Annotated in this window: 25 protein-coding genes and 1 other annotated feature; of the genes, 22 read left to right on the top strand and 3 right to left on the bottom strand. The window is 47.4% G+C overall.

What is annotated here, in order from left to right; translation table 11 throughout:
- The 14 genes from recD2 (at position 1) to PJK55_RS05680 (ending at position 15,794) form a co-directional block, all read left to right on the top strand.
- Positions 1 to 2,208, top strand: coding sequence for an SF1B family DNA helicase RecD2 (gene recD2 / locus PJK55_RS05745; protein ID WP_271305071.1), 2,208 nt, complete (start codon positions 1 to 3; stop codon positions 2,206 to 2,208).
- Between the two features lie 309 nt (positions 2,209 to 2,517).
- Positions 2,518 to 5,160, top strand: coding sequence for an alanine--tRNA ligase (alaS, locus tag PJK55_RS05740; RefSeq protein ID WP_271305070.1), 2,643 nt, complete (start codon positions 2,518 to 2,520; stop codon positions 5,158 to 5,160).
- 37 nt (positions 5,161 to 5,197) lie between these two features.
- Positions 5,198 to 5,464, top strand: a complete 267-nt coding sequence (locus PJK55_RS05735; protein WP_015881196.1) for an IreB family regulatory phosphoprotein — start codon at positions 5,198 to 5,200, stop codon at positions 5,462 to 5,464.
- Between the two features lies 1 nt (position 5,465).
- A complete protein-coding gene (ruvX, locus tag PJK55_RS05730) occupies positions 5,466 to 5,888 on the top strand; it encodes a Holliday junction resolvase RuvX (protein ID WP_015881197.1) in 423 nt (140 codons plus the stop codon).
- 13 nt (positions 5,889 to 5,901) lie between these two features.
- Complete coding sequence (locus tag PJK55_RS05725) at positions 5,902 to 6,198, top strand: DUF1292 domain-containing protein (RefSeq protein WP_078146594.1); 297 nt, start codon at positions 5,902 to 5,904, stop codon at positions 6,196 to 6,198.
- A 67-nt stretch (positions 6,199 to 6,265) separates the two neighbouring features.
- Positions 6,266 to 7,408 carry an endolytic transglycosylase MltG gene (mltG, locus tag PJK55_RS05720; protein ID WP_214695437.1) on the top strand — a complete coding sequence of 381 codons (1,143 nt, stop codon included), beginning with the start codon at positions 6,266 to 6,268 and terminating at the stop codon, positions 7,406 to 7,408.
- Between the two features lie 62 nt (positions 7,409 to 7,470).
- Positions 7,471 to 8,112 (top strand): O-methyltransferase, encoded by a 642-nt coding sequence (locus tag PJK55_RS05715; protein ID WP_214748553.1) that lies wholly within the window; start codon positions 7,471 to 7,473, stop codon positions 8,110 to 8,112.
- Between the two features lie 16 nt (positions 8,113 to 8,128).
- Complete coding sequence (gene udk / locus PJK55_RS05710) at positions 8,129 to 8,764, top strand: uridine kinase (protein WP_074035132.1); 636 nt, start codon at positions 8,129 to 8,131, stop codon at positions 8,762 to 8,764.
- 66 nt (positions 8,765 to 8,830) lie between these two features.
- A complete protein-coding gene (gene greA / locus PJK55_RS05705; protein ID WP_074035127.1) occupies positions 8,831 to 9,304 on the top strand; it encodes a transcription elongation factor GreA in 474 nt (157 codons plus the stop codon).
- A 54-nt stretch (positions 9,305 to 9,358) separates the two neighbouring features.
- Complete coding sequence (mtnN, locus tag PJK55_RS05700) at positions 9,359 to 10,060, top strand: 5'-methylthioadenosine/S-adenosylhomocysteine nucleosidase (RefSeq protein ID WP_214760592.1); 702 nt, start codon at positions 9,359 to 9,361, stop codon at positions 10,058 to 10,060.
- Between the two features lie 85 nt (positions 10,061 to 10,145).
- Positions 10,146 to 11,105: a beta-ketoacyl-ACP synthase III gene (locus PJK55_RS05695; protein WP_271305069.1), complete on the top strand. Its 960-nt coding sequence runs from the start codon at positions 10,146 to 10,148 to the stop codon at positions 11,103 to 11,105.
- Positions 11,102 to 12,334 (top strand): beta-ketoacyl-ACP synthase II, encoded by a 1,233-nt coding sequence (gene fabF, locus PJK55_RS05690; RefSeq protein ID WP_271305068.1) that lies wholly within the window; start codon positions 11,102 to 11,104, stop codon positions 12,332 to 12,334. Before PJK55_RS05695 ends, fabF begins: the two co-directional genes overlap by 4 nt.
- 66 nt (positions 12,335 to 12,400) lie before the next feature.
- Positions 12,401 to 13,933: a peptide ABC transporter substrate-binding protein gene (locus PJK55_RS05685; protein WP_271305067.1), complete on the top strand. Its 1,533-nt coding sequence runs from the start codon at positions 12,401 to 12,403 to the stop codon at positions 13,931 to 13,933.
- A 202-nt stretch (positions 13,934 to 14,135) separates the two neighbouring features.
- The gene (locus PJK55_RS05680) at positions 14,136 to 15,794 is read left to right on the top strand and encodes a peptide ABC transporter substrate-binding protein (protein ID WP_271305066.1); all 1,659 of its coding nucleotides are present in this window, start codon (positions 14,136 to 14,138) and stop codon (positions 15,792 to 15,794) included.
- A 106-nt stretch (positions 15,795 to 15,900) separates the two neighbouring features.
- On the opposite strand, the gene trpS is transcribed toward PJK55_RS05680, so the two are convergent.
- On the bottom strand, positions 15,901 to 16,902 hold the full coding sequence (trpS, locus tag PJK55_RS05675) for a tryptophan--tRNA ligase (protein WP_214815784.1): 1,002 nt from the start codon (positions 16,900 to 16,902) through the stop codon (positions 15,901 to 15,903).
- A 50-nt stretch (positions 16,903 to 16,952) separates the two neighbouring features.
- Positions 16,953 to 17,159, bottom strand: a binding site (T-box leader).
- Between the two features lie 42 nt (positions 17,160 to 17,201).
- The gene (locus tag PJK55_RS05670; RefSeq protein WP_271305065.1) at positions 17,202 to 17,570 is read right to left on the bottom strand and encodes a DUF3899 domain-containing protein; all 369 of its coding nucleotides are present in this window, start codon (positions 17,568 to 17,570) and stop codon (positions 17,202 to 17,204) included.
- Between the two features lie 269 nt (positions 17,571 to 17,839).
- Here PJK55_RS05670 and PJK55_RS05665 point away from each other — a divergent pair, with 269 nt between their 5' ends.
- From PJK55_RS05665 to PJK55_RS05645, 5 genes are all read left to right on the top strand, one after another.
- Positions 17,840 to 19,459, top strand: coding sequence for a peptide ABC transporter substrate-binding protein (locus tag PJK55_RS05665; protein WP_271305064.1), 1,620 nt, complete (start codon positions 17,840 to 17,842; stop codon positions 19,457 to 19,459).
- A 306-nt stretch (positions 19,460 to 19,765) separates the two neighbouring features.
- Positions 19,766 to 20,692 (top strand): oligopeptide ABC transporter permease, encoded by a 927-nt coding sequence (gene opp3b / locus PJK55_RS05660; RefSeq protein WP_271305063.1) that lies wholly within the window; start codon positions 19,766 to 19,768, stop codon positions 20,690 to 20,692.
- Entirely contained in the window at positions 20,692 to 21,717 is a 1,026-nt protein-coding gene (gene opp3C, locus PJK55_RS05655) for an oligopeptide ABC transporter permease (protein ID WP_442899491.1), read from the top strand. Before opp3b ends, opp3C begins: the two co-directional genes overlap by 1 nt.
- 23 nt (positions 21,718 to 21,740) lie before the next feature.
- Positions 21,741 to 22,814: an ABC transporter ATP-binding protein gene (locus tag PJK55_RS05650; RefSeq protein WP_015881213.1), complete on the top strand. Its 1,074-nt coding sequence runs from the start codon at positions 21,741 to 21,743 to the stop codon at positions 22,812 to 22,814.
- Complete coding sequence (locus PJK55_RS05645) at positions 22,814 to 23,764, top strand: ABC transporter ATP-binding protein (protein WP_074035095.1); 951 nt, start codon at positions 22,814 to 22,816, stop codon at positions 23,762 to 23,764. The genes PJK55_RS05650 and PJK55_RS05645 overlap by 1 nt, the downstream gene beginning before the upstream one ends.
- Before the next feature lie 79 nt (positions 23,765 to 23,843).
- On the opposite strand, the gene PJK55_RS05640 is transcribed toward PJK55_RS05645, so the two are convergent.
- Positions 23,844 to 24,377, bottom strand: a complete 534-nt coding sequence (locus PJK55_RS05640) for an HD domain-containing protein (protein ID WP_271305062.1) — start codon at positions 24,375 to 24,377, stop codon at positions 23,844 to 23,846.
- A 221-nt stretch (positions 24,378 to 24,598) separates the two neighbouring features.
- Between PJK55_RS05640 and PJK55_RS05635 the strand changes: the two genes are divergently transcribed.
- From PJK55_RS05635 to mecA, 3 genes are all read left to right on the top strand, one after another.
- The gene (locus PJK55_RS05635; RefSeq protein ID WP_015881216.1) at positions 24,599 to 24,736 is read left to right on the top strand and encodes a hypothetical protein; all 138 of its coding nucleotides are present in this window, start codon (positions 24,599 to 24,601) and stop codon (positions 24,734 to 24,736) included.
- 177 nt (positions 24,737 to 24,913) lie between these two features.
- Positions 24,914 to 25,312: a transcriptional regulator SpxA gene (gene spxA / locus PJK55_RS05630; RefSeq protein ID WP_015881217.1), complete on the top strand. Its 399-nt coding sequence runs from the start codon at positions 24,914 to 24,916 to the stop codon at positions 25,310 to 25,312.
- Positions 25,313 to 25,483: 171 nt separating this feature from the next.
- Positions 25,484 to 26,140: an adaptor protein MecA gene (mecA, locus tag PJK55_RS05625; RefSeq protein WP_214695474.1), complete on the top strand. Its 657-nt coding sequence runs from the start codon at positions 25,484 to 25,486 to the stop codon at positions 26,138 to 26,140.
- Positions 26,141 to 26,193 lie beyond the last annotated feature (53 nt).

Here is a 26,193-nt window from a genome sequence, read left to right as displayed (position 1 = left end):
ATGGCAGCACCTTACGAGTTGACTGGAAAAGTCATTCGAGTCCTGTTTCAATCAGAAGAAGAAGCGCACACCATTGCGCTCGTACGAATAAAAGAAAAGAATTTTGAGACGGACGAGACCGAGATGGTCATCGCTGGCGTCGGGGTCGGCATCGAAAAAGGGGAGACGTATAAGGCGCACGGTCGTCTCGTCGACCATCCCCGATTCGGAAAACAGATGAAGGCCGATTGGATTCGTCGCGTCGTTCCGATGACGAAACGGGCCGCCGTCCGCTTTTTGACGAACGGTTCCTTCCCCGGAATCGGACAAAAGACCGCCCAAAAGATCGCGGATACGCTCGGGGATGATTGCATCGACCAAATCGTGAAACATCCGAGTATTCTGTCAGAAGTCGATGGATTGAAAGAAAAGCAGGCGCGCGTGATCACGGAACGTCTGAACGTCTTATACGGGGTCGACCAACTGCTCTTGTTTCTCGCTCCGTTTGACGTGACACCGCGTCTCGCCTCAAAAATTCATAAAGAATATGAAGGACGGGCGATGGAAACGATTGAGAAGAATCCGTATGCGCTCATGTACGATGTACAAGGCATCGGATTCAAGACGGCGGATGCCATCGCCGCGCATTTCGGGATTCAAGGCATTCATCCTGAACGCATCGCGGCAGCGGTACTTTACGTCCTAGAACTCGAACAAGGGAACGGTCATCTCTATGTGACAGCGGAGCAACTCGAAGCGGAGATGCCTCGAATCATCGGGGCAGACCCAGGTGACGCGCTCGTCACTGCATTAGAGTCGCTTGCAAAAGAAGAGCGGGTCGTCATCGATGACGGGGTCGTCTATCATCCTCGGGTGTTCCGCGCTGAACGAAAGGCGGCAGAGGAATTGGCGCGTATCATGGCGACATCGACGACGGAAGACGTGGACATGACGACAATCTTTGACGCGGTCGGACGTGTCGAGGAGATGTTTTCGATTGAATATGCGACCCAACAGCGAGAAGCGATCGAGCTTGCGCTCAAATCGCCACTCATGGTGCTCACCGGTGGGCCGGGTACGGGGAAGACGACGGTTGTCCGTGGGATTATTCACGCACTCAGTGACGTCTTCGACTGGAAGTTAGAGCCTGTCCCGAACCAACCGTTCCCGTTCGTCTTGGCCGCACCGACGGGTCGGGCCGCAAAACGGCTCAGTGAATCGACGGGTCTTCCGGCATCAACGATTCACCGTCTGTTAAAGTTTGACGGAAGTTCGTTCCAAGTCGATGAGACGAACCCACTTGCGGGGAAAGTGCTCATCGTCGACGAGGCGTCGATGATTGATATCTTCTTGTTCAGAAGCTTACTCAAAGCGGTACCGAACGGCATGAAGATCTTGTTCGTCGGGGACCGCGACCAGCTCCCGTCAGTCGGACCAGGACAAGTGCTCGCCGATTTGATGGCGACAGACGGGATTCCGGTCGTCCGTCTCGACGTCGTCCACCGTCAAGCGTCGGAGTCGAGTATTTTACGGCTCGCCCATTCCTTGAACGCCAAAAAGATGCCAGAAGATTTATTGGCGGCGCTCCCGGACCGTCGCTTCTACACGGCGAACCAAGAGTCGGCGCTTCAAGCGATTTGTCAGATGGCAGGAGCGGCCCTCCGGAAAGGGTATTCACCATTTGATATCCAAGTGCTCGCTCCGACGTATCGAGGCGTGTGCGGAATCGATGGGCTGAACGAAGCGCTTCAACACGTGTTCAATCCAAAATCGAGTGCCCGTGAAGTGAAACATGGGACGCGTATTTACCGAAATGGCGATAAAGTACTACAACTCGTCAACAACGCCGAGGAGAACGTCTATAACGGGGACATCGGTGAGATCACGAATATCTTCTACGCGAAAGAGAACGTTGATAAAGTCGATAAAATTTATATCCGATTCGATCAGACGGAAGTCGAATATAACCGTAGTGAATGGGATCAGTTCACCCACGCCTACGCCATCACGATTCATAAGTCACAAGGGTCCGAGTTCCCAATCGTACTCATGCCGGTCTTCTTTAACGGCGGCTTCCGCTCATCGCGAAACTTGATTTATACGGCCGTGACACGGGCGAAGAAAAGCTTGCTGTTGTTCGGAGACGTACGGGCACTCGAGGCGGCAACACGTGAAGAAGAACCCGTACGACGGACAAAATTGGTCGAACGCTTAGGCGGGAAGTCTTGACGTCTTCATAAGCGCGTGTGATAATGACGAATAGACAACTGAAACGATACAGACGATGAAGGAAATGAGTACGTCGTCACCGCCTCTACAGAGACATCTTCCTAGGCTGCGAGAAGATGGGGGTCGGCCGACCGAAGCTATTCTGGAGTCCCCACTCAACCTGGGCGCCTCATCCACGTTAACGGATGTTCGAGGCACGGTGTTTACCGTGCGAACGAGGGTGGTACCACGAAGCGATGCTTTCGTCCCTTTCCACAGGGGCAGGCATCGCTTTTTTTCGTTTCGTTCAGAAATAAGGAGGAATTGTTCATGAAACCGCTCAAATCATTGACTGGCGCACAGATTCGCCAAATGTACTTAGATTTCTTCAAATCAAAAGGTCACAGCGTTGAGCCGAGTGCGTCGCTCGTACCGGTCGAAGATCCTACTCTTCTATGGATCAACTCTGGTGTCGCGACATTGAAGAAATACTTTGATGGACGTGTCATCCCTGCGAACCCACGAATCGTCAACGCACAAAAATCGATTCGTACGAACGATATCGAGAACGTCGGGAAGACAGCACGTCACCATACGTTCTTCGAAATGCTCGGGAACTTCTCGGTCGGAGAATACTTCCGTGAAGAAGCGATCACATGGGGTTGGGAACTCTTGACGAGTGACGAATGGTACGGTCTCGACCCAGATCGCCTCTCTGTCACGATTCACCCAGACGATGAAGAATCAAAACAAATCTGGTTGAACCTCGGCATGCCGGCTGATCGCATCATCCCACTTGAAGATAACTTCTGGGAAATCGGCGAAGGCCCATCTGGTCCGAACACCGAAATCTTCTTCGACCGTGGACCAGCGTTCGGAGACGACCCGACAGACCCTGAACTCTATCCAGGTGGAGAAAACGAGCGTTACCTTGAAATCTGGAACATCGTATTCAGCCAATATAACCATGACGGGCACGGGAACTATACAGAGCTTCCACGTAAAAACATTGATACAGGGATGGGACTCGAACGGATGGCGAGCGTCCTTCAAGACGTACCGACAAACTTCGATACCGACCTCTTCATGCCGATCATTCGTGAAACAGAAAAAATCAGTGGCGACGTATATCGTCAAGACAGCAGCAAAGACGTTGCTTTCAAGGTCATCGCTGACCACATCCGTACCGTATCGTTCGCAATCGGGGACGGTGCACTCCCGTCGAACGAAGGACGTGGATATGTCCTCCGTCGTCTTCTCCGTCGTGCGGTCCGCTATGCGAAGATGCTTGGCATCGAGCGTCCGTTCATGTATGAGCTCGTCGACGTTGTCGGTGACATCATGGTCGACTTCTATCCACAAGTGAACGAGAAGAAAGACTTCATCAAGAAAGTCATCAAGAACGAGGAAGAGCGTTTCCATGAAACGTTGAATGACGGACTTGCAATCTTGAATGAAGTCGCGAAAGCACAAAAAGCAGCAGGTTCAAACGTGATCAGCGGTCAAGACGCGTTCCGTCTCTACGACACGTACGGTTTCCCGCTCGAATTGACAATCGAATACGCTGAAGACCATCAGATGACGGTCGATGAGGACGGCTTCAAAGAAGCGATGAATGAACAACGTGAACGTGCACGTCAAGCGCGTGCTGACGTTGAATCGATGCAAATCCAGTCTGGCGTACTCGCGGACATCACGATGCCATCGACATTCCTCGGATACAACAACCTTGAGACGAACGCGAAAATCGTCAGCTTGATTCACGATGGGGAACTCGTTGACGTCGTCGCTGCAGGGGAAGAGGCACAAGTGATCCTCGATCAAACGCCATTCTACGCTGAGAGCGGCGGTCAAATCGGTGACAAAGGTCAAATCGTCGGCGAAGACTTCCTTCTTCGCGTAAAAGATGTGTCGAAAGCACCGAACGGCCAAAACTTGCACACGGTCACAGTCGAGTCAGGCGTCGCGAAAGCGGAAGTGGCAGTGACAGCGACGGTTGACCAAGATTCACGTCAAGCAATCGTGAAAAACCATACGGCGACGCACCTCCTTCATCGTGCCTTGAAAGACACGCTCGGCGAGCATGTCAACCAGGCTGGGTCACTCGTGACACCAGATCGTCTTCGTTTCGACTTCTCTCACTTCGGTCAAGTGACAGCTGAAGAGCTTCAATCGATTGAGCGTCAAGTGAACGAGAAGATTTGGGCATCGATCGGTGTCGACATCGAAGAAATGAATATCGCAGATGCGAAAGCAAAAGGTGCGATGGCACTCTTCGGTGAGAAGTACGGCGATGTCGTTCGCGTCGTATCGGCTGGGGACTACTCGGTTGAGCTTTGCGGTGGGATTCACGTATCCAACACGGCTGAAATCGGACTCTTTAAGATCTTGTCTGAATCAGGGATTGGCGCAGGAACGCGTCGAATCGAAGCGGTCACTGGGGCTGGCGCATACGAAGTGATGAACCAGCAAATCGAGACGCTTGAAGCGGCAGCGAAACTGTTGAAGACGAAACCTCTCGAGGTTCCAGCACGTGTTCAAGCGCTCCAAGCTGAAATCAAAGACGTGGAGCGTGCTTCAGAGTCGCTCAAAGCGAAACTTGCGAACATCGAAGCTTCTTCATTGACGGATGCAATCGAAACAATCGGTGACGTTCAATTGATTGCGAAGCGTGTCGATGGACAAGACATGGATGCTCTCCGTAGCATGGTCGACGACTTAAAAGGGAAACTCGGTTCTGCCGTGATTATCCTCGGGTCGGCGAATGGTGAGAAAGTTAACCTCGTCGCAGGTGTGACGAAAGACTTGAACGACCGTGGCTTCCATGCCGGAAAACTCATTAAAGAAGTCGCAACACGCTGTGGTGGCGGTGGTGGCGGTCGTCCAGACATGGCACAAGCAGGTGGCCGTGATGCAACAAAACTGGACGAAGCATTGAAGTTTGCTTCACATTACGTCCAATCACTGGCATAATAGAGTGTGAAGTGCAAACGGAAAGAGGTGGATTCTTGTGAGCCAAATGGATCGCACGATGCAATTCAATTTTCCAGAAGATGATCAACGTGCTAACACACGTGAGACGCTGATTACGGTATATCAAGCACTCGAGGAAAAAGGTTATCAACCGATCAATCAAATCGTGGGATACTTATTGTCAGGTGACCCCGCCTACATCCCACGTCATAATGATGCGCGAAACTTGATTCGCAAAATTGAGCGGGATGAACTTCTCGAAGAGTTGGTCAAATCGTATTTGAACGATCGTAGAGAGGATTAATATGAAGCGAGTCATGGGACTCGATGTCGGATCGAAGACAATTGGTGTCGCTGTGAGTGACCTGATGGGATGGACGGCACAAGGTGTGGAGACGGTCTATTGGACCGAACCCGACTTTGACGAAGCCGTCCGTCTCCTTCGTCCGTTTATCGAGCAGTACGATGTGAAAGAAGTCGTCGTCGGTCACCCAAAAAACATGAATGGGACAGTCGGTCCGCGCGGTGAGGCGTCAGAGGCGTTTGCCGAGGCGTTCACAGAACAGACAGGCTTACCTTGCGTGTTGGTGGATGAACGATTAACGACGATGCAAGCGGAACGGATGCTCATTTCAGCAGATGTCAGCCGCAAAAAGAGAAAAGCGGTCATCGACAAAATGGCGGCCGTGATGATTTTACAAAACTACCTGGACCGTTCCGGGAAATAAGGAGGAATCTCTCATGGCAGAAATCCGTCGTGAAGAAGAAATGTACCGTATTCCAGATGAAAATGGAGACGAGCATTTATTTGCAGAAATTTTCCGTATGACAAGCGACCGTTCGAAGAAAACATTCGTTGTACTCGAACCAGTCGGCGCTCCGGAAACAGAAGATGAAGACACAATCGAAGTATACGCATTTGAAATTGAAGAACTTGAAGATGGCGAATTCATCTTGAAGCTCGTCGAAGACGATGAAGACTTCGAAGAGGTCATGGAAGCATTCGATATCGTCAATGACGAAGTCGGTCTAGACTAAATAGGGGACGGGCGGCTAGGGATTTCCCTCGTCGCCTCTCTTTATAAAATGAACAGGGGAGAAATGCATGAATCATCCATCTATGTCAGATGAGAAACGTGCCCGCAACCGGATCGTTCGTCGCATCACGGTTGTCATCCTTGCCATCTTCCTTCTCGTCATCGCCACAGGCTCGGCACTCGCTTACGTCTTTGTGAAGCGCTCCGTCGAACCGATTGATCCGACATCGACGGAAACCGTTGAAGTCGAAGTCCCACTCGGTGCCGGTTCGGGATATATTGGTGAATTACTAGAAGAGAATGGGCTTGTAAGGAGTAGCACGATTTTCCGTTTCTATACACGCTTTAAAAACGAGTCATCGTTCCAAGCGGGGACATATACGTTGTCACCATCTCAATCAATCGATGAGTTGATTGAAACGTTGCAAACAGGTAAAGTCATTGTGGTTCCTGATATCAAGCTCGTCATTCCGGAAGGGTTCACAATCGACCAGGTCATCGCTCGACTTGCGAAAGAGGCCGATATTCCGAAAGAAGAGATTTCCGAACAATTGAGTGACCGTGAATATATCAGTTCGCTCGTGAACGAGCATGAGATGTTGACGGAGGAAGTATTGCAGGAAGGCATTTATCATCCGCTTGAAGGATACCTGTTCCCGGCAACATATGAATTCAACAAAGGGGTAACACTCACTGAAATCATCGATGAGATGCTACTCCCGACCGAAAGCATGTATCAAGAGTACAAAGGTCGTTTGGCCGATTCAGGACGTACCTTCCATGAGACGCTCGCGCTCGCATCGGTTGTCGAGAAAGAGGCTGTGTCGACGGAAGACCGGAAAGAGATTGCCGGTGTCTTTGAAAATCGCCTAAACGACGGCATGAAATTACAGTCTGACCCGACTGTCTGGTACGGTACAGGGGAGACGTCGATTTTCACTTCATTCGCAGACTTGGAGAACGATTCCTTATATAACACGTATCGTTATGAAGGGATTCCGATTGGTCCAATCGCGGCTGTCAGTCGTGACGCGTTTGAGGCGGTACTCAACCCGAACGACACAGAGAACATTTACTTCTATGCACGCCCTCCACGTGAAGGGTTCCCGAATGGGGAAGTCTTGTTCGAAGTCAATTATGAGGACCATCAACAAAACGTCAATACGTACCGTTCCGAATGGGAAGCGTTTGAAGAAGCGAACAGTAATTGATGGGACGACCGGAAGCGGATGCTTCCGGTCGTTTGAATGAAGAGAGTTAAGAGGTGGAACGAGTGGACCATGCATCCTATGAGGGATATGTAGAACAATTGATCAACGACCGCTCTCCGCTGTTGACGGAGATGGAGGCATTTGCGCGAGAACATCACGTTCCAATCATGGACCTGACGGGCTCTGAAGTGCTTCTCTCTTTGTTGGCGATGCAGCGACCGACCCGCATCCTTGAGGTGGGGACGGCAATTGGCTACAGTGCAATCCGTATGGCAGAGTTGTTACCAGATGCCGAAATCGTCACGATTGAACGAAATGCTCGTCGATTCGAAGAGGCGACTGGCTTTATCGGACGATCTGATGTTCGCGATCGTATCACATTGATTCACGGTGATGCCGTTGAATTGATTGGTTCGATTGAAGGTGAGTTCGATGCCGTGTTTATTGATGCGGCAAAAGGACAATATCAAAAATTTTTTGATGGGTATGGCGCTTTAGTACCAATTGGTGGTACGATTTACAGCGATAATTTGTTTTTACGAGGGGACGTCTTGCTCGAGGACGTGTCAGTACTTGACCGACGTCGACGCCGGCTTGTCCGTCTCGTGAAGCAGTTTACTGAGCAATTGATGGCACGGACCGATTATCATACTGCAATTTTGCCCCTTGGTGATGGCCTAGCAATCAGTCGTAAATTACGATGAGGAGGACTTAACTTTGATGCAACATAAACCCGTCATTATTGGCGTGGCCGGGGGTACCGGATCTGGAAAAACGACCGTGGCCCGAGCGCTCGTCGATGCGTTTAAAGGTCAATCGGTCGTCATGATTGAACAAGACGCGTATTATAAAGATCAATCTGAAATGACGATGGAGGAGCGGTACAAGACGAACTACGACCACCCCTTCGCCTTTGATAACGATTTGCTAATTGAACATATCCAACAATTGCAACAACATCAGGCTGTCGAGAAGCCGGTATATGACTACGCGGCTCATACGCGCTCTGATGAGACGATCTTGATCGAACCGGTCGATGTCGTCATCGTTGAGGGGATTTTAGCACTTGAAGATGCCCGTTTGCGTGAATTGATGGATATTAAGGTGTTCGTGGATACGGATGCTGACGTACGCATCCTGCGCCGCATGCAGCGGGATATCAATGAACGTGGACGTTCGATCGATTCGGTCGTGGCACAGTACACGAATGTCGTTCGTCCGATGCATTTGCAGTTCTGCGAGCCGACGAAGCGGTATGCGGACATCATCGTTCCTGAAGGCGGAGAAAACTTTGTCGCAATCGATTTACTCGTGACGAAGATCCGTTGGGTGCTCACTGAGCGTAATCGCGCGTGAGGAAATAAATCGTTTTCAATTTACCCTAGCTGTAATATACTAGGAGACAATGAAGGAGTGACAGAAATGGCTGAAAAACAACACTATATGACGTTAGACGGAAAAGCGAAGATCGAGAATGAATTAAACGAACTGAAGACGGTCCGCCGTAAAGAAGTCGTTGAAAATATTAAGATTGCTCGTGATTTCGGTGACTTATCGGAAAACGCGGAATATGACGCGGCGAAAGAAGAACAAGCGATGGTCGAAGGACGAATCGCACAATTAGAAGAAATGCTCCGCAACGCAGTCATCATTCAAGATGATGCAGGCGATAACTCGGTTGTCTCAATCGGGAAAACTGTAACGTTCTTCATCCAAGAAGATAACGAAGACGAGACATACACAATCGTCGGTGGTGCCGAGGCAGACCCGTTCACAGGGAAAATCTCGAACGAATCACCAATCGCGAAAGCGCTTCTTGGCCGTACGATCGGAGATGTGGTCACGGTTCAAACACCAGGTGGCGACATGATCGTCGAAATCAAAGAAATCAAATAAGTTGTTGAGCGACCTCCATCTTGGAAGTCGCTCTCTTTCTGAGGAGGAATCGGTATGAAAGTTGGAATCATCGGTGCGATGGAAGAAGAAGTGAATTTGCTTCGGAACGAACTAACTGAACGTAAAGATACAGAAATCGCAAGCTATCATTTTTATGAAGGGTATCTTGGAAACATGCAAGTCGTCATCTTGAAGTCAGGCATCGGGAAAGTCAATGCCGCCATCGGAACGACACTCTTGATTGATAAATTCAAGCCGGACGTCGTCATCAATACGGGTTCTGCCGGCGGATTTAAAAAAGGGATGAAAGTCGGTGACGTCGTCGTCTCAACGGAAGTACGTCACCACGATGTTGACGTGACAGCATTCGGCTATGAGTACGGACAAGTACCAGGGATGCCACCAGCGTATGAAGCCGATCCAAAGCTCGTCAGCGTCTGTAAAGATGTGATTGAAAACTTACCGGACGTGAACGTGCATCAAGGATTAATCGTAACAGGGGATTCGTTCATCAACGACTCAAAACGTGTAGCGGACATCCTTGGCCATTTCGATGGCGTCGCTGCCGTCGAGATGGAAGCTGCTCCAATCGCGCAAACGTGTTACCAGTTCGGTGTTCCGTTCGTTGTCACACGCTCGATTTCAGACAGCGCGGACGAAGAAGCGAACTTGTCGTTTGATGAATTTTTAGAGACGGCATCCATCAACTCTGCGAAGATGGTCATGGCTGTCACGAAACGCCTCGAACAAGCTTAATCAATTGATCATAAGGAGGATGCATTGACATCCTCTTTTTATTCCCTTATATTAGTACCAGATACTAAGAATAGGGGTCGACGATATGAATATTGGAATCATCGGCATCGGATCGTTCTTACCGGACAATCGGGTGACAAATATCGATTTAGAAAAACGAATGGATACGAGCGATGAGTGGATTCGTACGCGTACAGGCATCGAGGCACGACATTTAGCAGAAAGTGACGTATCAGTCTCGGATATGGCGACACATGCCGCAGAACGGGCGTTACAGAGCGCTGGGGTCAGCATCGATGAGATCGAGGCGATTGTCTGTGCGACGGCGACTGCGCCAGCCTTCCCGGCAACCGCGTGCGTGGTTCAGGCGAATCTTGGCGCGAAAGCTGCTGTGGCATTCGACGTCAGTGCAGCATGTAGCGGATTTATCTTCGCAATGGATACAGCGAAAAGCCTGATGGACTCGAAAGGCTTCAAGAAAACGCTTGTCATCGGAGCAGAGAAGATGGGAAGTTTGATTGACTGGGATGATCGGTCAACAGCTGTCCTATTCGGAGACGGAGCTGGAGCTGTCGTACTCGGGGAAGACGAGATCGCTTCAATCGACTCCATCGTACTTGGAAGTGACGGGACAGGTGGCAAGCACTTGTATGAAAACGATGAAGGAAAGATCGTCATGAACGGTCGCGAAGTGTTCAAGTTCGCCGTACGGAAAATGCCGGAGATCGTGCTCGAATCGTTAAACAAAGCCGACAAGTCGTTGAACGACCTCGACGTTCTTGTGCCGCACCAAGCGAATCGTCGAATCATCGATGCGGCGATGGAACGATTAGATTTAGAAGAAGAGAAAGTCGTCATGACCATTCAAGACCATGCGAACACATCGGCGGCATCCATTCCGCTCGCCTTAGCGGAAGCCGTCAAATCTGGTAAAATCCAAGATGGACAAACGGTCGTCATCGCAGGGTTTGGTGCCGGGCTCACATGGGGTGCAAGCTGTCTGACATGGAATCATGCAACAATTACGGAGGGGAATCATTCATGAAACGAGTAGTAGTGACAGGATTAGGAGTCGTATCACCGTTAGGAAACGACGTGTCGACAATGTGGGATCGTCTTTTAAAAGGGGATAACGCCATTGATACGTTGACAAAAATCGATATCAGTCAATATCCGGCGAAAGTCGGAGCGGAAGTGAAAGAGTGGAGTATCGAACACTTAGTCGAACCAAAAGAAGCACGCAAGATGGATTCGTTCATTCAATACTCACTGTTGGCGGCAGACGCAGCCCATAAAGACAGTGGGCTTGATGTCAAAGCCATCGCCGATGAAGTCGGTACGTGGATCGGGAGCGGAATCGGTGGCGTCGAGACAATCGACAAGCAGTCAGCCATCCTTCATGACCGTGGACCGCGTCGTGTAAGCCCGTTCTTCATTCCAATGATGATTCCGAACATGGCGAGCGGACAAGTGTCGATCTACCTCGGGGCTAAAGGACCGAGTAACTGTTCCGTGACAGCATGTGCATCAGGGACGAACTCAATCGGAGAAGCGTTCCGCGTCATTCAACGGGGAGATGCGATTGCCATGTTCGCCGGTGGAGCGGAAGCGCCGATCACACCACTCTCGTTCGCAGGCTTTTGTTCGAACAAAGCACTTTCAACGAATCCGGACCCGAATACAGCGTGCCGTCCATTTGACGAGAACCGCGACGGGTTTGTCATGGGTGAAGGCGCCGGTGTACTCGTATTAGAAGAGTATGAACATGCGAAGGCACGTGGAGCGAAAATGTATGCAGAAGTCGTCGGATACGGGATGAGTTCAGACGCCTATCACATCACTGCACCGTCACCAGAAGCAGAAGGCGGGTCAAAAGCGATGAGTGAGGCGATTCGCGATGCGGGAATCAAGCCGGAAGACGTTCAATACATCAACGCACACGGCACGAGCACACCGCTCAACGATATGCTTGAGACGAAAGCGATTCGTCGTGTGTTCGGGGAACACGCCGACAAACTCGCGGTCAACTCGTCGAAATCGATGATTGGTCATCTTCTCGGAGGAGCAGGTGGCGTCGAGGCAGTCATCACAGCCCTTTCGATTCATGAAGGGAAGATTCATCCGACGATCAACTGTGAATCACCTGCAGCAGATTGCGACCTTGATTATGTACGTGAAGGAAATCGGGAACTTGACATTCAGTATGCACTCAGTAACTCACTTGGCTTCGGGGGCCACAATGCGACACTCGCATTTGCGAAAGTGACGAACTGACGGTAGAAAAATCATTCAAAAAAGGTTAGGGTATAAGGGTTGGTCTAACAGAAAGGAGTGCAACGAATGAACAAGAAATCATTCATCGTGGCCGCCTTGTTAGGTTCAGTCCTTATCCTTTTTTTATTTATTTGGAACGAACAACGAGAGCAGTCACGTGAACTACTACCACTAGAAGAACAAACGATAACGATTAATGGGGAATCCCTTCCGACTCAACCGGACGTCATGCTCGCGATTGACCCGGCATCCCAAACCGTATTGTCACATCTATATGAAGGACTTTATCGGTTCGGCACAGATGGGGCGATTGAACCGGGACTCGTCGAGAAGTTAGAACGATCTGAAGACGGAACGGTCTATACGTTCACATTGAAAGAAAGTGTTACGACAGAAGGGAATGCAGTTACCTCGCAGACGTTCGTCGACCATTTCCGTAAACTCGTCGATGACGAGACGAACTCACCGTTCAGTTTTTTACTCGCGGATGTCCAATCTGCGAAAGAAATCGGGCTCGGGCAACAAGAACCGGATACGTTAGGCGTTCGAGCGATTGATGAGCGAACGCTCGAGATCACACTCATCCGTCCGATGGAAGGGTTCGAAGAAATTTTTGCAATGCCAGCGTTTTTGCCACAACCATCCGTGACCACATGGGATGAGTTAGAAACGAACGGTCCGTTTAAATTTAATAAAATGGATGATACGACTATCTCGTTACATAAAAACGAAACGTATCGTGAAGCCGACAACGTTACGCTTGAAACAATCACTATCCGAAGTGAAACAAATCTGACTGAGGCCTCTGGTATGCACCCAGTCCCTTATGATTTCGACACTTCTACGATTGATAAAGAAGTCATGGGCATTAAAGACGTTCCGCGAAGTGGCGTGTTTTATTTAAAACCGAACGTTGAAAAAGCACCATTCGATGATGTTGCGTTTCGACAAGCCCTCGCACTGACGCTTGAGCGGACGACACTTGAAGAATCGCTTGCACGAGCGGAACGAACGACGGAACGACTTCTCGTCATGGATGAGGAGGCTTCGGTTGCAGAGTTGGAAGGGGATGCCAACCAATTATTTGAAACCGTGAAAAAACGGTTAAAAACAGAAACAATCGAGATTGAATTGCTCAGCTTTGTCGATGAAGAAGCACGTGAAATTTCGACCAGATTAAAAGAGAATTTGGAACAATTGGACGGGTTGACCGTCAAGGTTGTAGAGCTTCCACTTGGAGATAAAGTTAGGAAAGAAGTCTCAGGAAATTATTCCTTTTCGTTATCAGGATGGCAACCGGACTACCCGATGCTATCTGCCTATTTGACGCAATTTGAGTCTAATGATGTGCTCAATTCAAGTCGATATGCAAATGAGTCGTACGATCAACTGATGGATCAGGCCCGTTCCACTGAGAGTTTGGACGAACGTAATATCATATTACGAAACGCGGAAGCGAAGCTGTTAGAAGAGGCGGTTGTTATGCCAATCTACCAAGCAGGACGTTCTTATCTGGTTGAAAAAGGATACGATCAAATCGGTTATCCGGTCATCGGTCCTTCATATGTCCTAACCTTTTCGAAAAAATATGAAAATTGAGCTAAAGGCCCGCCGCTCTAGGCGGGCTTTTTGACTATAGAGAAAATTTTTTAGAAAAATCAAAATAAACACTTTGCAAAATTATCAGAATATTGTATTATTGCATCAACGGGATTTTGGTAACAAATACTGTCAGAAGAAATGACTGAATTTTCTACCATCATTCACTTCGTTAAAACGAAAAAATCAGGGGGTCATCGCAATGAATAAGAAAAAAGGTTTTGCTTTAGCATCTTCGGTTACACTTCTATCAAGTGCTTTCCTAGCTGCATGTTCGACAGGGGATGAAGACACAGGGTCTTCAAACGGATCAGGTTCGGAAGGTTCTGCAGATGAAGCGCAAGTCCTCAACTTGCTCGATTCTTCAGATATTCCTTCACTTAACCCAACACTCGCAACGGACGCTGTATCGTTCAATGTCTTAAACAACGTTAACGAAGGTCTCTACCGCATGGACGAGAACGATGAGCCAACACCAGGTATCGCTGAAGACCACGACGTTTCAGAAGACGGAATGACGTACACGTTCAAAATCCGTGAAGGCGCGACTTGGTCAAACGGGGAGCCTGTCACAGCGAACGACTTCGAATACGCTTGGAAAGAAGTACTCAACCCAGATAACGCATCACAATATGCATACGTTATGTCAATCATCGAAGGCGCAGACGCGTACAACACAGGTGAAGGCGAGCGCGATGCTGTAGGCGTTAAAGCAATCGACGATCAAACACTTGAAGTTAAATTGACAGCACCAGCTGACTACTTCCTCGGATTGACAAGTTTCGGCGTATTCATGCCAAAACTCGAGTCATTCGATAAAGAGCAAGGCGAAAACTTCGGTACATCTGCAGAGACGACTCTCTACAACGGACCGTTCAAACTCGACAGCTGGGAGCGCGAGCAAGGCTGGAAAATGGTCAAGAACGAAGACTATTGGGATGCTGAAGCAGTTAAACTTGAAGAAATCAACGTTAAAGTCGTTAAAGAAGTTTCAACAGGTGTTAACTTGTATGAAAACGGTGACGTTGACCGTACAGGCTTGACTTCTGAGCTCGTTGCCCAGTACCAAGATAACGAAGACTTCTCAACAGTCGTTGAGCCAACACTCTTCTACCTCCAGTTCAACACTGCTGTGGAAGCGCTTGATAACCAAAAAATCCGTAACGCGATTGATAAAGCATACGATAAAGCTGCAATCTCAGAAACACTTCTCGCAAACGGTTCAATTCCTGCGAACTACCTCGTTCCGAAAGACTTCGTAACGGGTCCAGACGGAAAAGACTTCCGTGAAGCAAACGGCGACATCGGCGGATACAACGTGGAAGAAGCTCAAAAACTTTGGGAAGAAGGACTTTCTGAGCTCGGAACAGATACAGTTGAGCTTGAACTCCTTAACTACGACTCTGAGTCTGCGAAGCAAATCGGTGAGTTCATCAAAGGTGAACTTGAGAAGAACCTTCCAGGTATGACAGTTACAATCAAGCAACAACCGTTCAATAACAAACTTGACCTTGAGAACAAAGGAGAGTTCCAATTCACATTCGCTGGTTGGGGCCCTGACTATCAAGATCCAATGACGTTCGTTGACCTCTTCGTCACAGACGGACCATACAACCGTGGTAAGTGGTCGAACGACGAATTCGATAAGTTGATCGAATCTGCGAAATCGAGCACAGATGCTGAACAGCGTTGGGCTGACCTTCAAGCTGCAGAGAAAATCGTTCTTGAAGAGAACGCAATCTCACCAGTTTACCAACGTGGATCGGCTCGTCTCACGAAGCCATACGTTAAAGATATCGTTGAGCACGCATTCGGTGCAGACTACTCTTACAAGTGGGCTTCAATCGAAGGCAAAGAATAATTTCATTTCACACCTACAAGAGAGACAGGGACGCCTGTCTCTCTTTTTTATGCAATTATTTATACAAAAAAAGAACCCTCGCTTGGAGAGTTCTAACAAGACAAGCTTATTTTTTCACTTTGGCACGTTTACGACTGAGTCCCATCGCTTTTTCAATCTTCGCGAGATTTTTATTCGCGACGGCTTCAGCCTTCGCACGACCGGCATCGAGAATCTCATCGAGTTCTGGAGAATCGATCAGTTCGTGATAACGAGCTTGAATTGGTTCGAGCAAGGCGACGACTGCTTCTGCCACATCTTGTTTAAATGTACCGTAATTTGAATTCTCGTATTGCTTGACGAGGTCATCGATTGAGGTACCTGTCGAAAGTGAATAAATTTCTAACAAGTTTGAAATCCCTGGTTTGTTCTCACGATCAAACGAGATGACGCCACTTGAATCAGTCACGGCGCTCTTGATTTTCTTGCGGATGACATTCGGCTCGTCGAGCATTGAAATGTATCCTTTGGCGTTTGTGTCGGATTTTGACATTTTTTTCACGGGATTTGTGAGAGACATGATGCGTGCGCCTTCTTTTTGAATAAGTGGTTCAGGCATCGTGAACGTCTCGTAGTAACGTTTGTTGAACCGTTCCGCCAAATCACGAGTCAATTCGATATGTTGTTTTTGGTCATCTCCGACAGGAACGAGTTCCGTATTGTATAACAAAATGTCAGATGCCATAAGTGTTGGATAAACGAACAATCCGGCTCCAACATTCTCATTTCCTTGCGATTTATCTTTATACTGTGTCATCCGACCAAGCTCACCCATTCCCGCGATGCATGTTAACATCCATCCGAGTTGAGCGTGCGCCTTCACTTCAGATTGAACGAAGATTGTCGCTTTCTCTGGGTCGAGACCAGAAGCGAGATAAAGTGCCGCTAGTTTTCGTGTGTTGTTCATTAATTCGACACGGTCGAGTTGTACGGTGATGGAATGCAAATCAACGATACAATAATATGCATTGTTGTCATCCTGAAGATCGACGAATTGTTTCATCGCGCCTAAGTAGTTCCCGAGCGTCACGACGCCGGTCGGTTTAATTCCTGAAAAAATCGTTGCCATGTGTATACACCTCCGAAGAATATAAAAAACCGCAGCCACCCGCCCGAATAAATCGGGACGAATAACCGCGGTGCCACCCAAATTTGCATAAACTATGCCACTTGAACGCTGTAACGGGCGTGAATCGTCTCGCCATACTCAGGTTCAGGCGAGCCACTCCGAAGTCCATTCATTCAAGTCTTTTCATCTACTCGCAGCACCGTAGACTCTCTGAGGAAAAGGTGATTTGAATTACTTGTCTTCATCCAAGTGTTCTTATTCTGAATCTAGTTTAGCATAGGACGTCGCTTCCGAAAAGATTAAATCAACGCGACGAGAAACGAAAGAGCGATACTTCCCACACCGACAAACACCCAGTTCCAAGCCGATTGCTTACGAAGTTGTCGATCTTCAGGATCTTCTTCTTCATCCTCTTCATATTCCGCATCAATTTCTTTAAGTTTTGCACGTCGACTTCGCTTGAAACCGTACATGATGCCATCGAACAATCCTGTCGCGCTCATATGTGAAAACATCCCAATCGCAAAAGTGAGAATTCCGGAAACGAATAGACCGCCGCTCAAATGAAACAGGAAAGATTCGCTTCGGAAATATGAAAAAATGGACCAAACCGTATACAGGATTGTGACAATCCCCCAAACAATCAATATATTTCGAAACTTTTTCAACGATGTAATCTCCTTTCACGCCATAAAGGGAACGAGCAACCGTTCCGCGTTTCTTCTATGATACTAGGAAGGTAGGGCATAATGCGAGTATGAAATTCGAATGAGATGATAGCGTTTTATTATGTAGTTGACAGTTTGATTAAAAATTTCTTACAATAGCCCTAACGTTCTTTCGTCGAATACTTTATGAAATATTCAGAAAATTAAAGAAAAAGTAAGATGTTCATTCGACGAATGGCTAGCTTTTTAATACGAAAGGGGAAATCGCAATGAAGAAAAAATCGATTTTGCTCATGATGACGATCATCTTGGCACTCGGTTCAGTACTCGCGGCTTGTTCGACAGGCGGAGACTCTGATGGCGGCGGTTCTTCTTCAAACGGAGAAAAAGTTCTTCGTTTGACGGATACGTCAGACATTACAACAGCCGATCCGGCTCTTGCTACAGACGCGGTCGCATTCAACTTGATCGCCAACACAATGGAAGGTCTTTACCGTCTTGATAAAGATGGAAATGCCGTACCTGCTCTCGCTGAAGGCGAACCAGAAGTAAACGAAGATGAGACTGTTTACACATTCACGCTTCGTGACGCGGAATGGTCAAACGGAGAGCCAGTCACAGCCAACGATTTCGTGTATGCATGGCAACGTGCTGTCGACCCTGCAACAGGTTCACAGTATGCATACATCATGAACACAATTAAAAACGCTGAAGCGATCAACACAGGTGACACACCGAAAGAAGAGCTTGGCGTTAAAGCAATTGATGAGAAAACACTCGAAGTCACACTCGAGCGTCCAGACCCATCATTCCTTTCACTTACTTCATTCGGTACATTCACACCGATCAATGAAGCATTCGCAACAGAAAAAGGCGAAGATTTTGCAACGAACCCTGAAAACCTTCTCTACAACGGACCATTCACATGGTCAGAGTGGGATCGTGAACAAGGTTATGTCTTAACAAAGAACGACACGTACTGGGATAAAGACAACGTCGCGCTTGAAGCTGTTGATGTTCGCGTCGTTAAAGAAACATCTACAGTCGTAAACTTGTATGAAGCTGGTGATGTTGACTATGCAGGTCTTGCATCAGAACAAGTTGCTGCTTTCCAAGAAGATGAAGATTACAACACAGGTCTTCGTTCTGCCATCGGATATTTCAAATTCAACCACGAAGATGAAATCTTCTCTGATGTGAATGCACGTAAAGCTATCGCACGTGCGGTCGATCCAACTGGAATCATCGACCAACTCTTGAACAACGGTTCAATTGCAACAACATCATTCATTCCAAAAGACTTCATCAAATATGAAGACGGAACGGATTACACAGAGGGTGTTGAGTACTTCCAAACAAACGCTGACGAAGCTGCTTCACTTTGGGAAGAAGCAACAGGCGGAGAAGCGACAACAATCGAACTCCTCTCGTTCGACAGCGAAGTTTCAAAACAAATCTCTGAGTACATGAAAGGTCAAATTGAGTCGAACTTGCCGAACGTAACGGTTGAAATCGCTCAACAGCCTTTCAACAACAAACTTGAGCGTGAAGCAAACGGTGACTACCAAATGTCATTCGCACTTTGGGGACCTGACTACCAAGACCCACTTACGAACCTTGGTATCTTCACATCAGACAACGGACAAAACGACATCAACTATGCGTCATCTGAATATGATCAGTTGATTGACGCAGCGTCTGCTGAAACGAACATCGATGCACGTTATGACTTGTTTAAAGAAGCCGAGGCTCTCTTAATCGAACAAGACCAAGCGATCATGCCGATTTATCAAGCTGGTGTGGCGTACTTGATTCGTCCAAACATCGAAAACTTTAACCGTCAACTATTCGGTGCTGATTACCAGTACAAATACGTTGATATCAAGTAATGGGATGAGGGGGCATGCGAACCGCATGTCCCCGATTTTCTAAAAAATTCTACCGAAGTAAGAGAAAATACTGTTCAAATGTTTTGTTGGTAAAGTATAATGTAGTAACAGTGAAAATTCAGAATAATCTCTGAAAAGAATATTCTTTGTTTTCAGCCGCTGTGCTAAGAGCCTTGAGATGACGTATACGCTATTCTTTCAGAATATTCCTTTCATTTTGTGAATTTGAAAAATAGGTCATATGTCATAGTGAAGCTGTTGGTGCAAGTAGTAGAAAGAATTAGAAAAAACAGGGGGTTTTTATTCATGGGACGTTATATCCTACAACGGCTGACTTACGGCCTCATCACGTTCTTCTTGATTGCCACGTTCACGTTCTTCCTGATGGACCTGCTCCCAGGTTCACCGTATCAGAACCAGGAAAAACTGACAGAATCACAAATTCAATTATTGAATGACCGCTACGGACTCAACGATCCGCTTCCGGTCCGTTATGCGACGTACATCGGAAACATGCTCCAAGGTGACCTTGGCGTTTCATTCCGTACGGCGAACCGTCCAGTAACTGAATTGATTATGGAACGAATTGGTCCTTCGGCACAATTAGGGGTCCAGGCATTAGTTCTCGGAACTCTTGTAGGCGTATTGTTAGGTGTTGTTGCGGCGATTCGTCACAATACGGTCATTGACTATGGTTCAATGTTCGTATCGGTAATCGGGATTTCTGTCCCATCGTTCGTTTTTGCAGCCCTTCTTCAGTACTATGTCGGAGTTAAATTGCAGTTGCTCCCAGTCGCATTCTGGGAAACACCAGCTCATACGATTTTACCAACAATTTCGTTGTCACTCGGTGTCACGGCAGCGATTGCCCGTTTCGTCCGAACCGAGATGTTAGAGGTTACCGGACAAGACTACGTCACGCTTGCGAAAGCGAAAGGATTGACGGGTAACGCCATCGTGTGGAAACACATGGTTCGTAACGCAATGATTCCTGCCATCACAATCCTTGGACCAATGACAGCTGGACTCTTAACGGGTACATTCGTTATCGAGAAAATCTTCGCTGTTCCAGGACTTGGAGAATTGTTCGTCACGTCAATCACGTTGAACGACTACTCTGTCATCATGGGAACGACATTGTTCTTCTCAGGATTGTTCATTATTATCATTTTGCTTGTCGACTTGCTCTATGGGGTTGTTGACCCACGTATTCGTCTTGGGGGGAATAACTGATGATTGAAAACAAAAAGAATTACGAACAGTTCGACCAAGACATGTTCACACCTGTTGAGATGAATGAACAGCTTGGTGAACGAATCGCTGGGAAAAGTTTAAACTTCTGGCAAGATGCATGGATGCGCCTAAAGAAAAACAAAGCGGCCATCATCTCGCTATCAATTATTTTAATTCTCGTTGCACTTGCATTGTTCGGACCGATGTTGTCGGGTCGTGATGCCTACGAACAAAACATTTCACAAGCAAAACTTCCGCCAAAAGTCACAGGTCTTGAATGGGCTGGCTTTGATGGAATGGCGACACTCGGTGGTCGCGATATCGACTTCTACGAACAAAAGAACGTAGAAGAGAACTTCTGGTTCGGTACGGACTACCTCGGTCGTGATCTCTGGTCACGTATTTGGGAAGGGACACGTATTTCTCTCTTCATCGGTTTCGTTGCGGCCATCATCGATACAATTATCGGAGTGGCATATGGTGGGGTTTCCGCTTACTTTGGTGGGCGTACGGATAACATCATGCAACGTATTGTTGAGATCTTGACAGGTGTACCTAACTTGATCTTAATCATCTTGTTCATCTTGATCTTTGACCCTGGTGTATTCACCATCATCCTCGCCATGGCCATCACAGGTTGGATCGGGATGAGTCGACTCGTTCGTGGTCAGATTTTAAAACTCAAAAACCAAGAGTTTGTCTTGGCAGCTCGCACACTTGGTGCATCTAGTACGCGATTGATTTTCAAGCACTTGATTCCAAACACATTGGGTGCGATTATCATCACGCTCATGTTCACGATTCCATCTGCCATCTTCTTCGAGGCATTCCTCAGCTTTATCGGGATCGGGCTTCAACCGCCACAGGCATCACTTGGTACGTTGATCAACGATGGATACAAAGAACTACGGACATTCCCGTTCCTTCTTATTATCCCGTCGGTCATCATCGTCTTGCTCATGGTCAGCTTCAACTTGCTTGCCGACGGCTTGCGTGATGCGTTCGATCCGAAAATGCGTAAATAAAAAAGAAAGAGGGGGACTCGTGCATGGAAACGATTTTATCAGTCCGAGATTTAGAGGTCTCGTTCCACACATATGCAGGAACGGTTCAAGCCGTTCGTGGCGTATCGTTTGATTTGAAAAAAGGCGAGACGCTCGCCATCGTAGGAGAATCGGGTTCAGGTAAATCCGTTACTTCGAAGGCAATCATGCGTCTCATTCCGAACCCTCCAGGTGAAATCACGAACGGAGAAATCATGTTCGAAGGGAAAGACTTGGCGAAACTTTCGGAAAAAGAAATGCTTAAAATTCGTGGTCGCGATATCGCAATGATTTTCCAAGACCCGATGACATCACTTAACCCGACAATGACGATTTACAAACAAATCGCAGAAGGGTTGAAACAGCACCAAGGATTGACAGGTGAGGATGCGAAGAAACGTACTCTCGAATTGTTGACACTTGTAGGGATTCCAAACCCAGAAGCGCGTTTGAAACAGTACCCACACCAACTCTCTGGTGGGATGCGTCAGCGTATCGTTATCGCGATCGCACTCGCGTGTAACCCGAAAGTGTTGATTGCCGATGAACCGACAACAGCACTTGATGTTACGATTCAAGCGCAAATTCTTGAACTGTTAAAAGACATTCAGCAAAAAACAGGTACAGCGATTATCTTCATCACGCACGACCTTGGCGTTGTTGCGAACATGGCTGACCGTGTTGCTGTTATGTATGCAGGTCGTCTCGTTGAAAAAGGAACGGTCGATGAAATCTTCTACGAGCCACGTCACCCGTACACATGGGGACTTCTCGGTTCGATGCCGCGTCCGACAGATGACCGTAACGAAGCGTTACCTGCAATCCCGGGTACGCCTCCAAACTTGCTCGATCCTCCAAAAGGGGATGCATTCGCACCGCGTAACCCTTACGCGATGAAGATTGATTTTGAGAAAGAGCCACCGATGTTCCAGGTGAGTGATACACACTTTGCTTCAAGCTGGTTATTACACCCACAAGCACCAGCGGTCAATCCGCCACGTGCGATTCGTGAACTCGCTCTCAAGTATCGTCCGGACAGTGCGTTCGCTAAATCGTTTACGAAAGGTGGTGCTGAATAATGGAACGCGAGAAATTACTCGAAGTAAAAAACCTGAAGCAGCACTTTAAAATTGGCCGTGGCCGTGTCGTCAAAGCGGTCGACGGAATCTCGTTTGATATTTTCAAAGGTGAAGTGCTCGGACTCGTAGGTGAGTCTGGTTGTGGGAAGTCTACGACAGGGCGTACGATCATCGGTCTTTATGACGCGACTGACGGCGACGTTGTGTTCAAAGGCGAAAACGTCCACGGTAAAAAATCAAAAGCAGACAAGTTGAAATTCAACCGCGCCATGCAAATGATTTTCCAAGATCCATACGCATCGCTTAACCCGCGTATGACGGTTGCGGATATCATCGCAGAAGGGATTGATATTCACGGTCTTGCGAAGACGAAAGAAGATCGTATGAACCGTGTGTATGACCTTCTTGAAACGGTTGGTTTGACGAAAGAGCACGCGAGCCGTTACCCACACGAATTCTCGGGTGGACAACGTCAGCGTATCGGGATTGCCCGTGCCCTTGCGGTTGAGCCAGACTTCATCATCGCCGATGAGCCGATTTCTGCACTTGACGTTTCAATTCAAGCGCAGGTCGTCAACTTGATGAAAGAATTGCAACGCGATCGCGATTTGACGTATTTGTTCATCGCCCACGACTTGTCGATGGTTAAATACATCTCTGACCGTATCGGTGTTATGTATCAAGGTCACCTCGTAGAGCTTGCGACAGCAGATCGCCTTTATGAGAACCCGATTCATGCATATACGAAATCGCTTCTTTCAGCGATTCCGCTTCCGGATCCGGAGCATGAACGTACACGTAAACGGATCGTATACGAGTCAACTTCGAAAGGTCCAGTCGGACGTTCGGATGAAGATTCAAGTATCCCACCACTTCGCGAAGTCGAGCCAGGACACTACGTCTCACTCACAGACGAAGAGTACGAAGCATACAAAGCACAACTCGTTTAATACGAAAACCCTGACTTCTAAATGAAGTCAGGGTTTTTTAGCTCCAAAAAAATAGTCACCTAATGGAATAGGTGACGGGTTATCCGTTTGAAATGCGTGGTAAGTTTGAGAGACGTTCGACAATCGCGTCGATTTGACGGACACGAGCTAACGCATCTTCAATCTCCATGGTCTCATAATGGTGAAGACCACCGGGCTGCTCCACAAACGTATCTGCGTCGTGAACGAGCTGTTGAAGTGGTGTTCGTTGAATTCGGCTTGGTGGTAAATAGGAATCGGTATGCAAGAGAATCATAACGGAAACCTCTTTGGCACGGGCAGGGTCTTCCCCAAGACGAATGAGTAGTTTGTGTGCCCGTTCAGCACCTTTAATCGCATGAATATCATTCTGGCGATATAAGTCATAATTCCACTTGCCTTCTGTATACCATTCATAGTGACCGATATCATGAAGTAGCGCAGCTTTCGTTGCTAAATCTGTATCGAGACCACGTTTCGTTGCCATTTCGAGAGCGCGTTCACAAACGTCTACAGCATGCTTTAAACCTGATCGAGTTAAATATTTTTGGGTAACCGGATGTCCCATAATGGTTTCTAATGTGATTCGCATCATCGCTCTCCTCCTTAAATAGAAAAAGGTTATTTCTATAAACTATACAGGTTTTTTCTGATTAATGCAAACGATATCTATGTAAATAAATAATGAACTTGTAAGAATGATTCACATTTCACAAACAAATGTGCTATAATTTACTTGTAGATTAGTGCAAGTTCAAGATTTTCAGATTCGGTAATGCTCGGTCGGTTGCTTACGCTGTACGGGGGTGAGAGGCCATGAAAGAACGTGACAAAGTTCTACGAGAGAAAAAACGACTTTTGAAAGAAGTGTTGAAGAAAAAGTTGAAAGACTTGCAAGTCAAGCCAGGGAAAGAGACGGTATCTCAACCAGTGTCTCGAATCCCAGCATCTTGAGATGGGTCATTCAAGGTCGCATTCAACGAATGCGCCCTCTTTTCATATCTGAATGATAAAGAATATCATTGAAGTTTTAATAATTAAGAATTATTATAATTAAGTGGATGCAAATTTGGGTATACAAATAGAGTCACTTAAAAAGATGGACGCATACTCGATCAGGGAGGAAGAAAAATGGTCACACTTTATACGTCTCCAAGCTGTACATCTTGCCGAAAGGCACGGGCTTGGCTCGAAGAACACGATATCCCGTTTACAGAACGAAACATATTTTCAGAACCGCTCTCACTGAATGAGATTAAACAAATCTTACGTATGACAGAAGATGGAACGGATGAGATTATTTCGACCCGTTCTAAAGTCTTTTCTAAAATCGATGTATCCGTTGATGCGTTATCGCTTCAACAATTGTATGATTTGATTCAAGAATATCCGGGCTTACTACGCCGTCCGATTTTGATTGATGAAAAACGACTACAGGTCGGATACAACGAAGATGAGATTCGCCGATTCTTGCCACGGAAGGTTCGAACGTTCCAATTGCAAGAAGCACAGCGACTTGTGAATGAATGAGAGCATACTGTTTAAGCAGTGTGCTTTTTATTATCGATTATTTCCTATAAAATAAAGTTATAACCCGTCATCAAGATTGAACGATGTCAAAAAGGGTACAAAGATAAAAAGACAATTTCCCCTCTCCTCCTTATGTGAATTGGGAGCGAGGTGAGAAGGGAGTGGACAATCGTGAAAATTGAGCGCATCAATGACAATACCGTCAAATTTTTCATCACATATGTGGACATCGAAAAACGTGGCTTCGCACGTGATGAAATTTGGTACAACCGAGAACGTGGCGAGCAGCTGTTCTGGCAGATGATGGACGAGGCTCACGAACGTGAAGACATCTCGTTTGATGGTCCACTGTGGATTCAAGTCCAAGCTTTTGAAAAAGGTCTAGAAGTGACCGTGACAATTGCGAAAAATGTGATGGATACGGAAGACGATTCTGAACTCGGTTCGCTTCTTCGCTCAGCGATCGATGAAGCACGAGATCAACAATCGGTACTCGATCAATTGAGTGAGTTGGATGAGCTTGAAGCGGAAGCAGATGCTTGGGCGCCACTCGCAATGGAAACAGATGATTTCGAGGCAATCATTTCACTGAGTAAGCGTGCAGGTGACACGTTCAGTGATCTTGATTTGAAACTATATCATTATCAAGACCGTTACTATTTGTGGATTGATTTCCCGGATGAAATGGAGCCTGAAGACGAAGAGAATGCACTTAGTCTTTTAGCGGAATATTTAACATTTAGTACACAGACGCAACCGATGCTTGAGGAGTATGGTAAACTCATTCTCGATGGCGATGTCTTTGCGAAAGTGCGTCACTACTTCTAAATGATCAATCGCCTGTTCAGAAGGACAGGCGATTTTTTCAAATCAATGGTAAA

Source organism: Exiguobacterium sp. MMG028 (genome assembly GCF_027947425.1).
Taxonomy (GTDB): Bacteria; Bacillota; Bacilli; order Exiguobacteriales; family Exiguobacteriaceae; genus Exiguobacterium; species Exiguobacterium aestuarii_A.
Note: the sequence above shows the minus strand (reverse complement) of the source record. Positions and strands in the feature narration are given on the sequence as shown.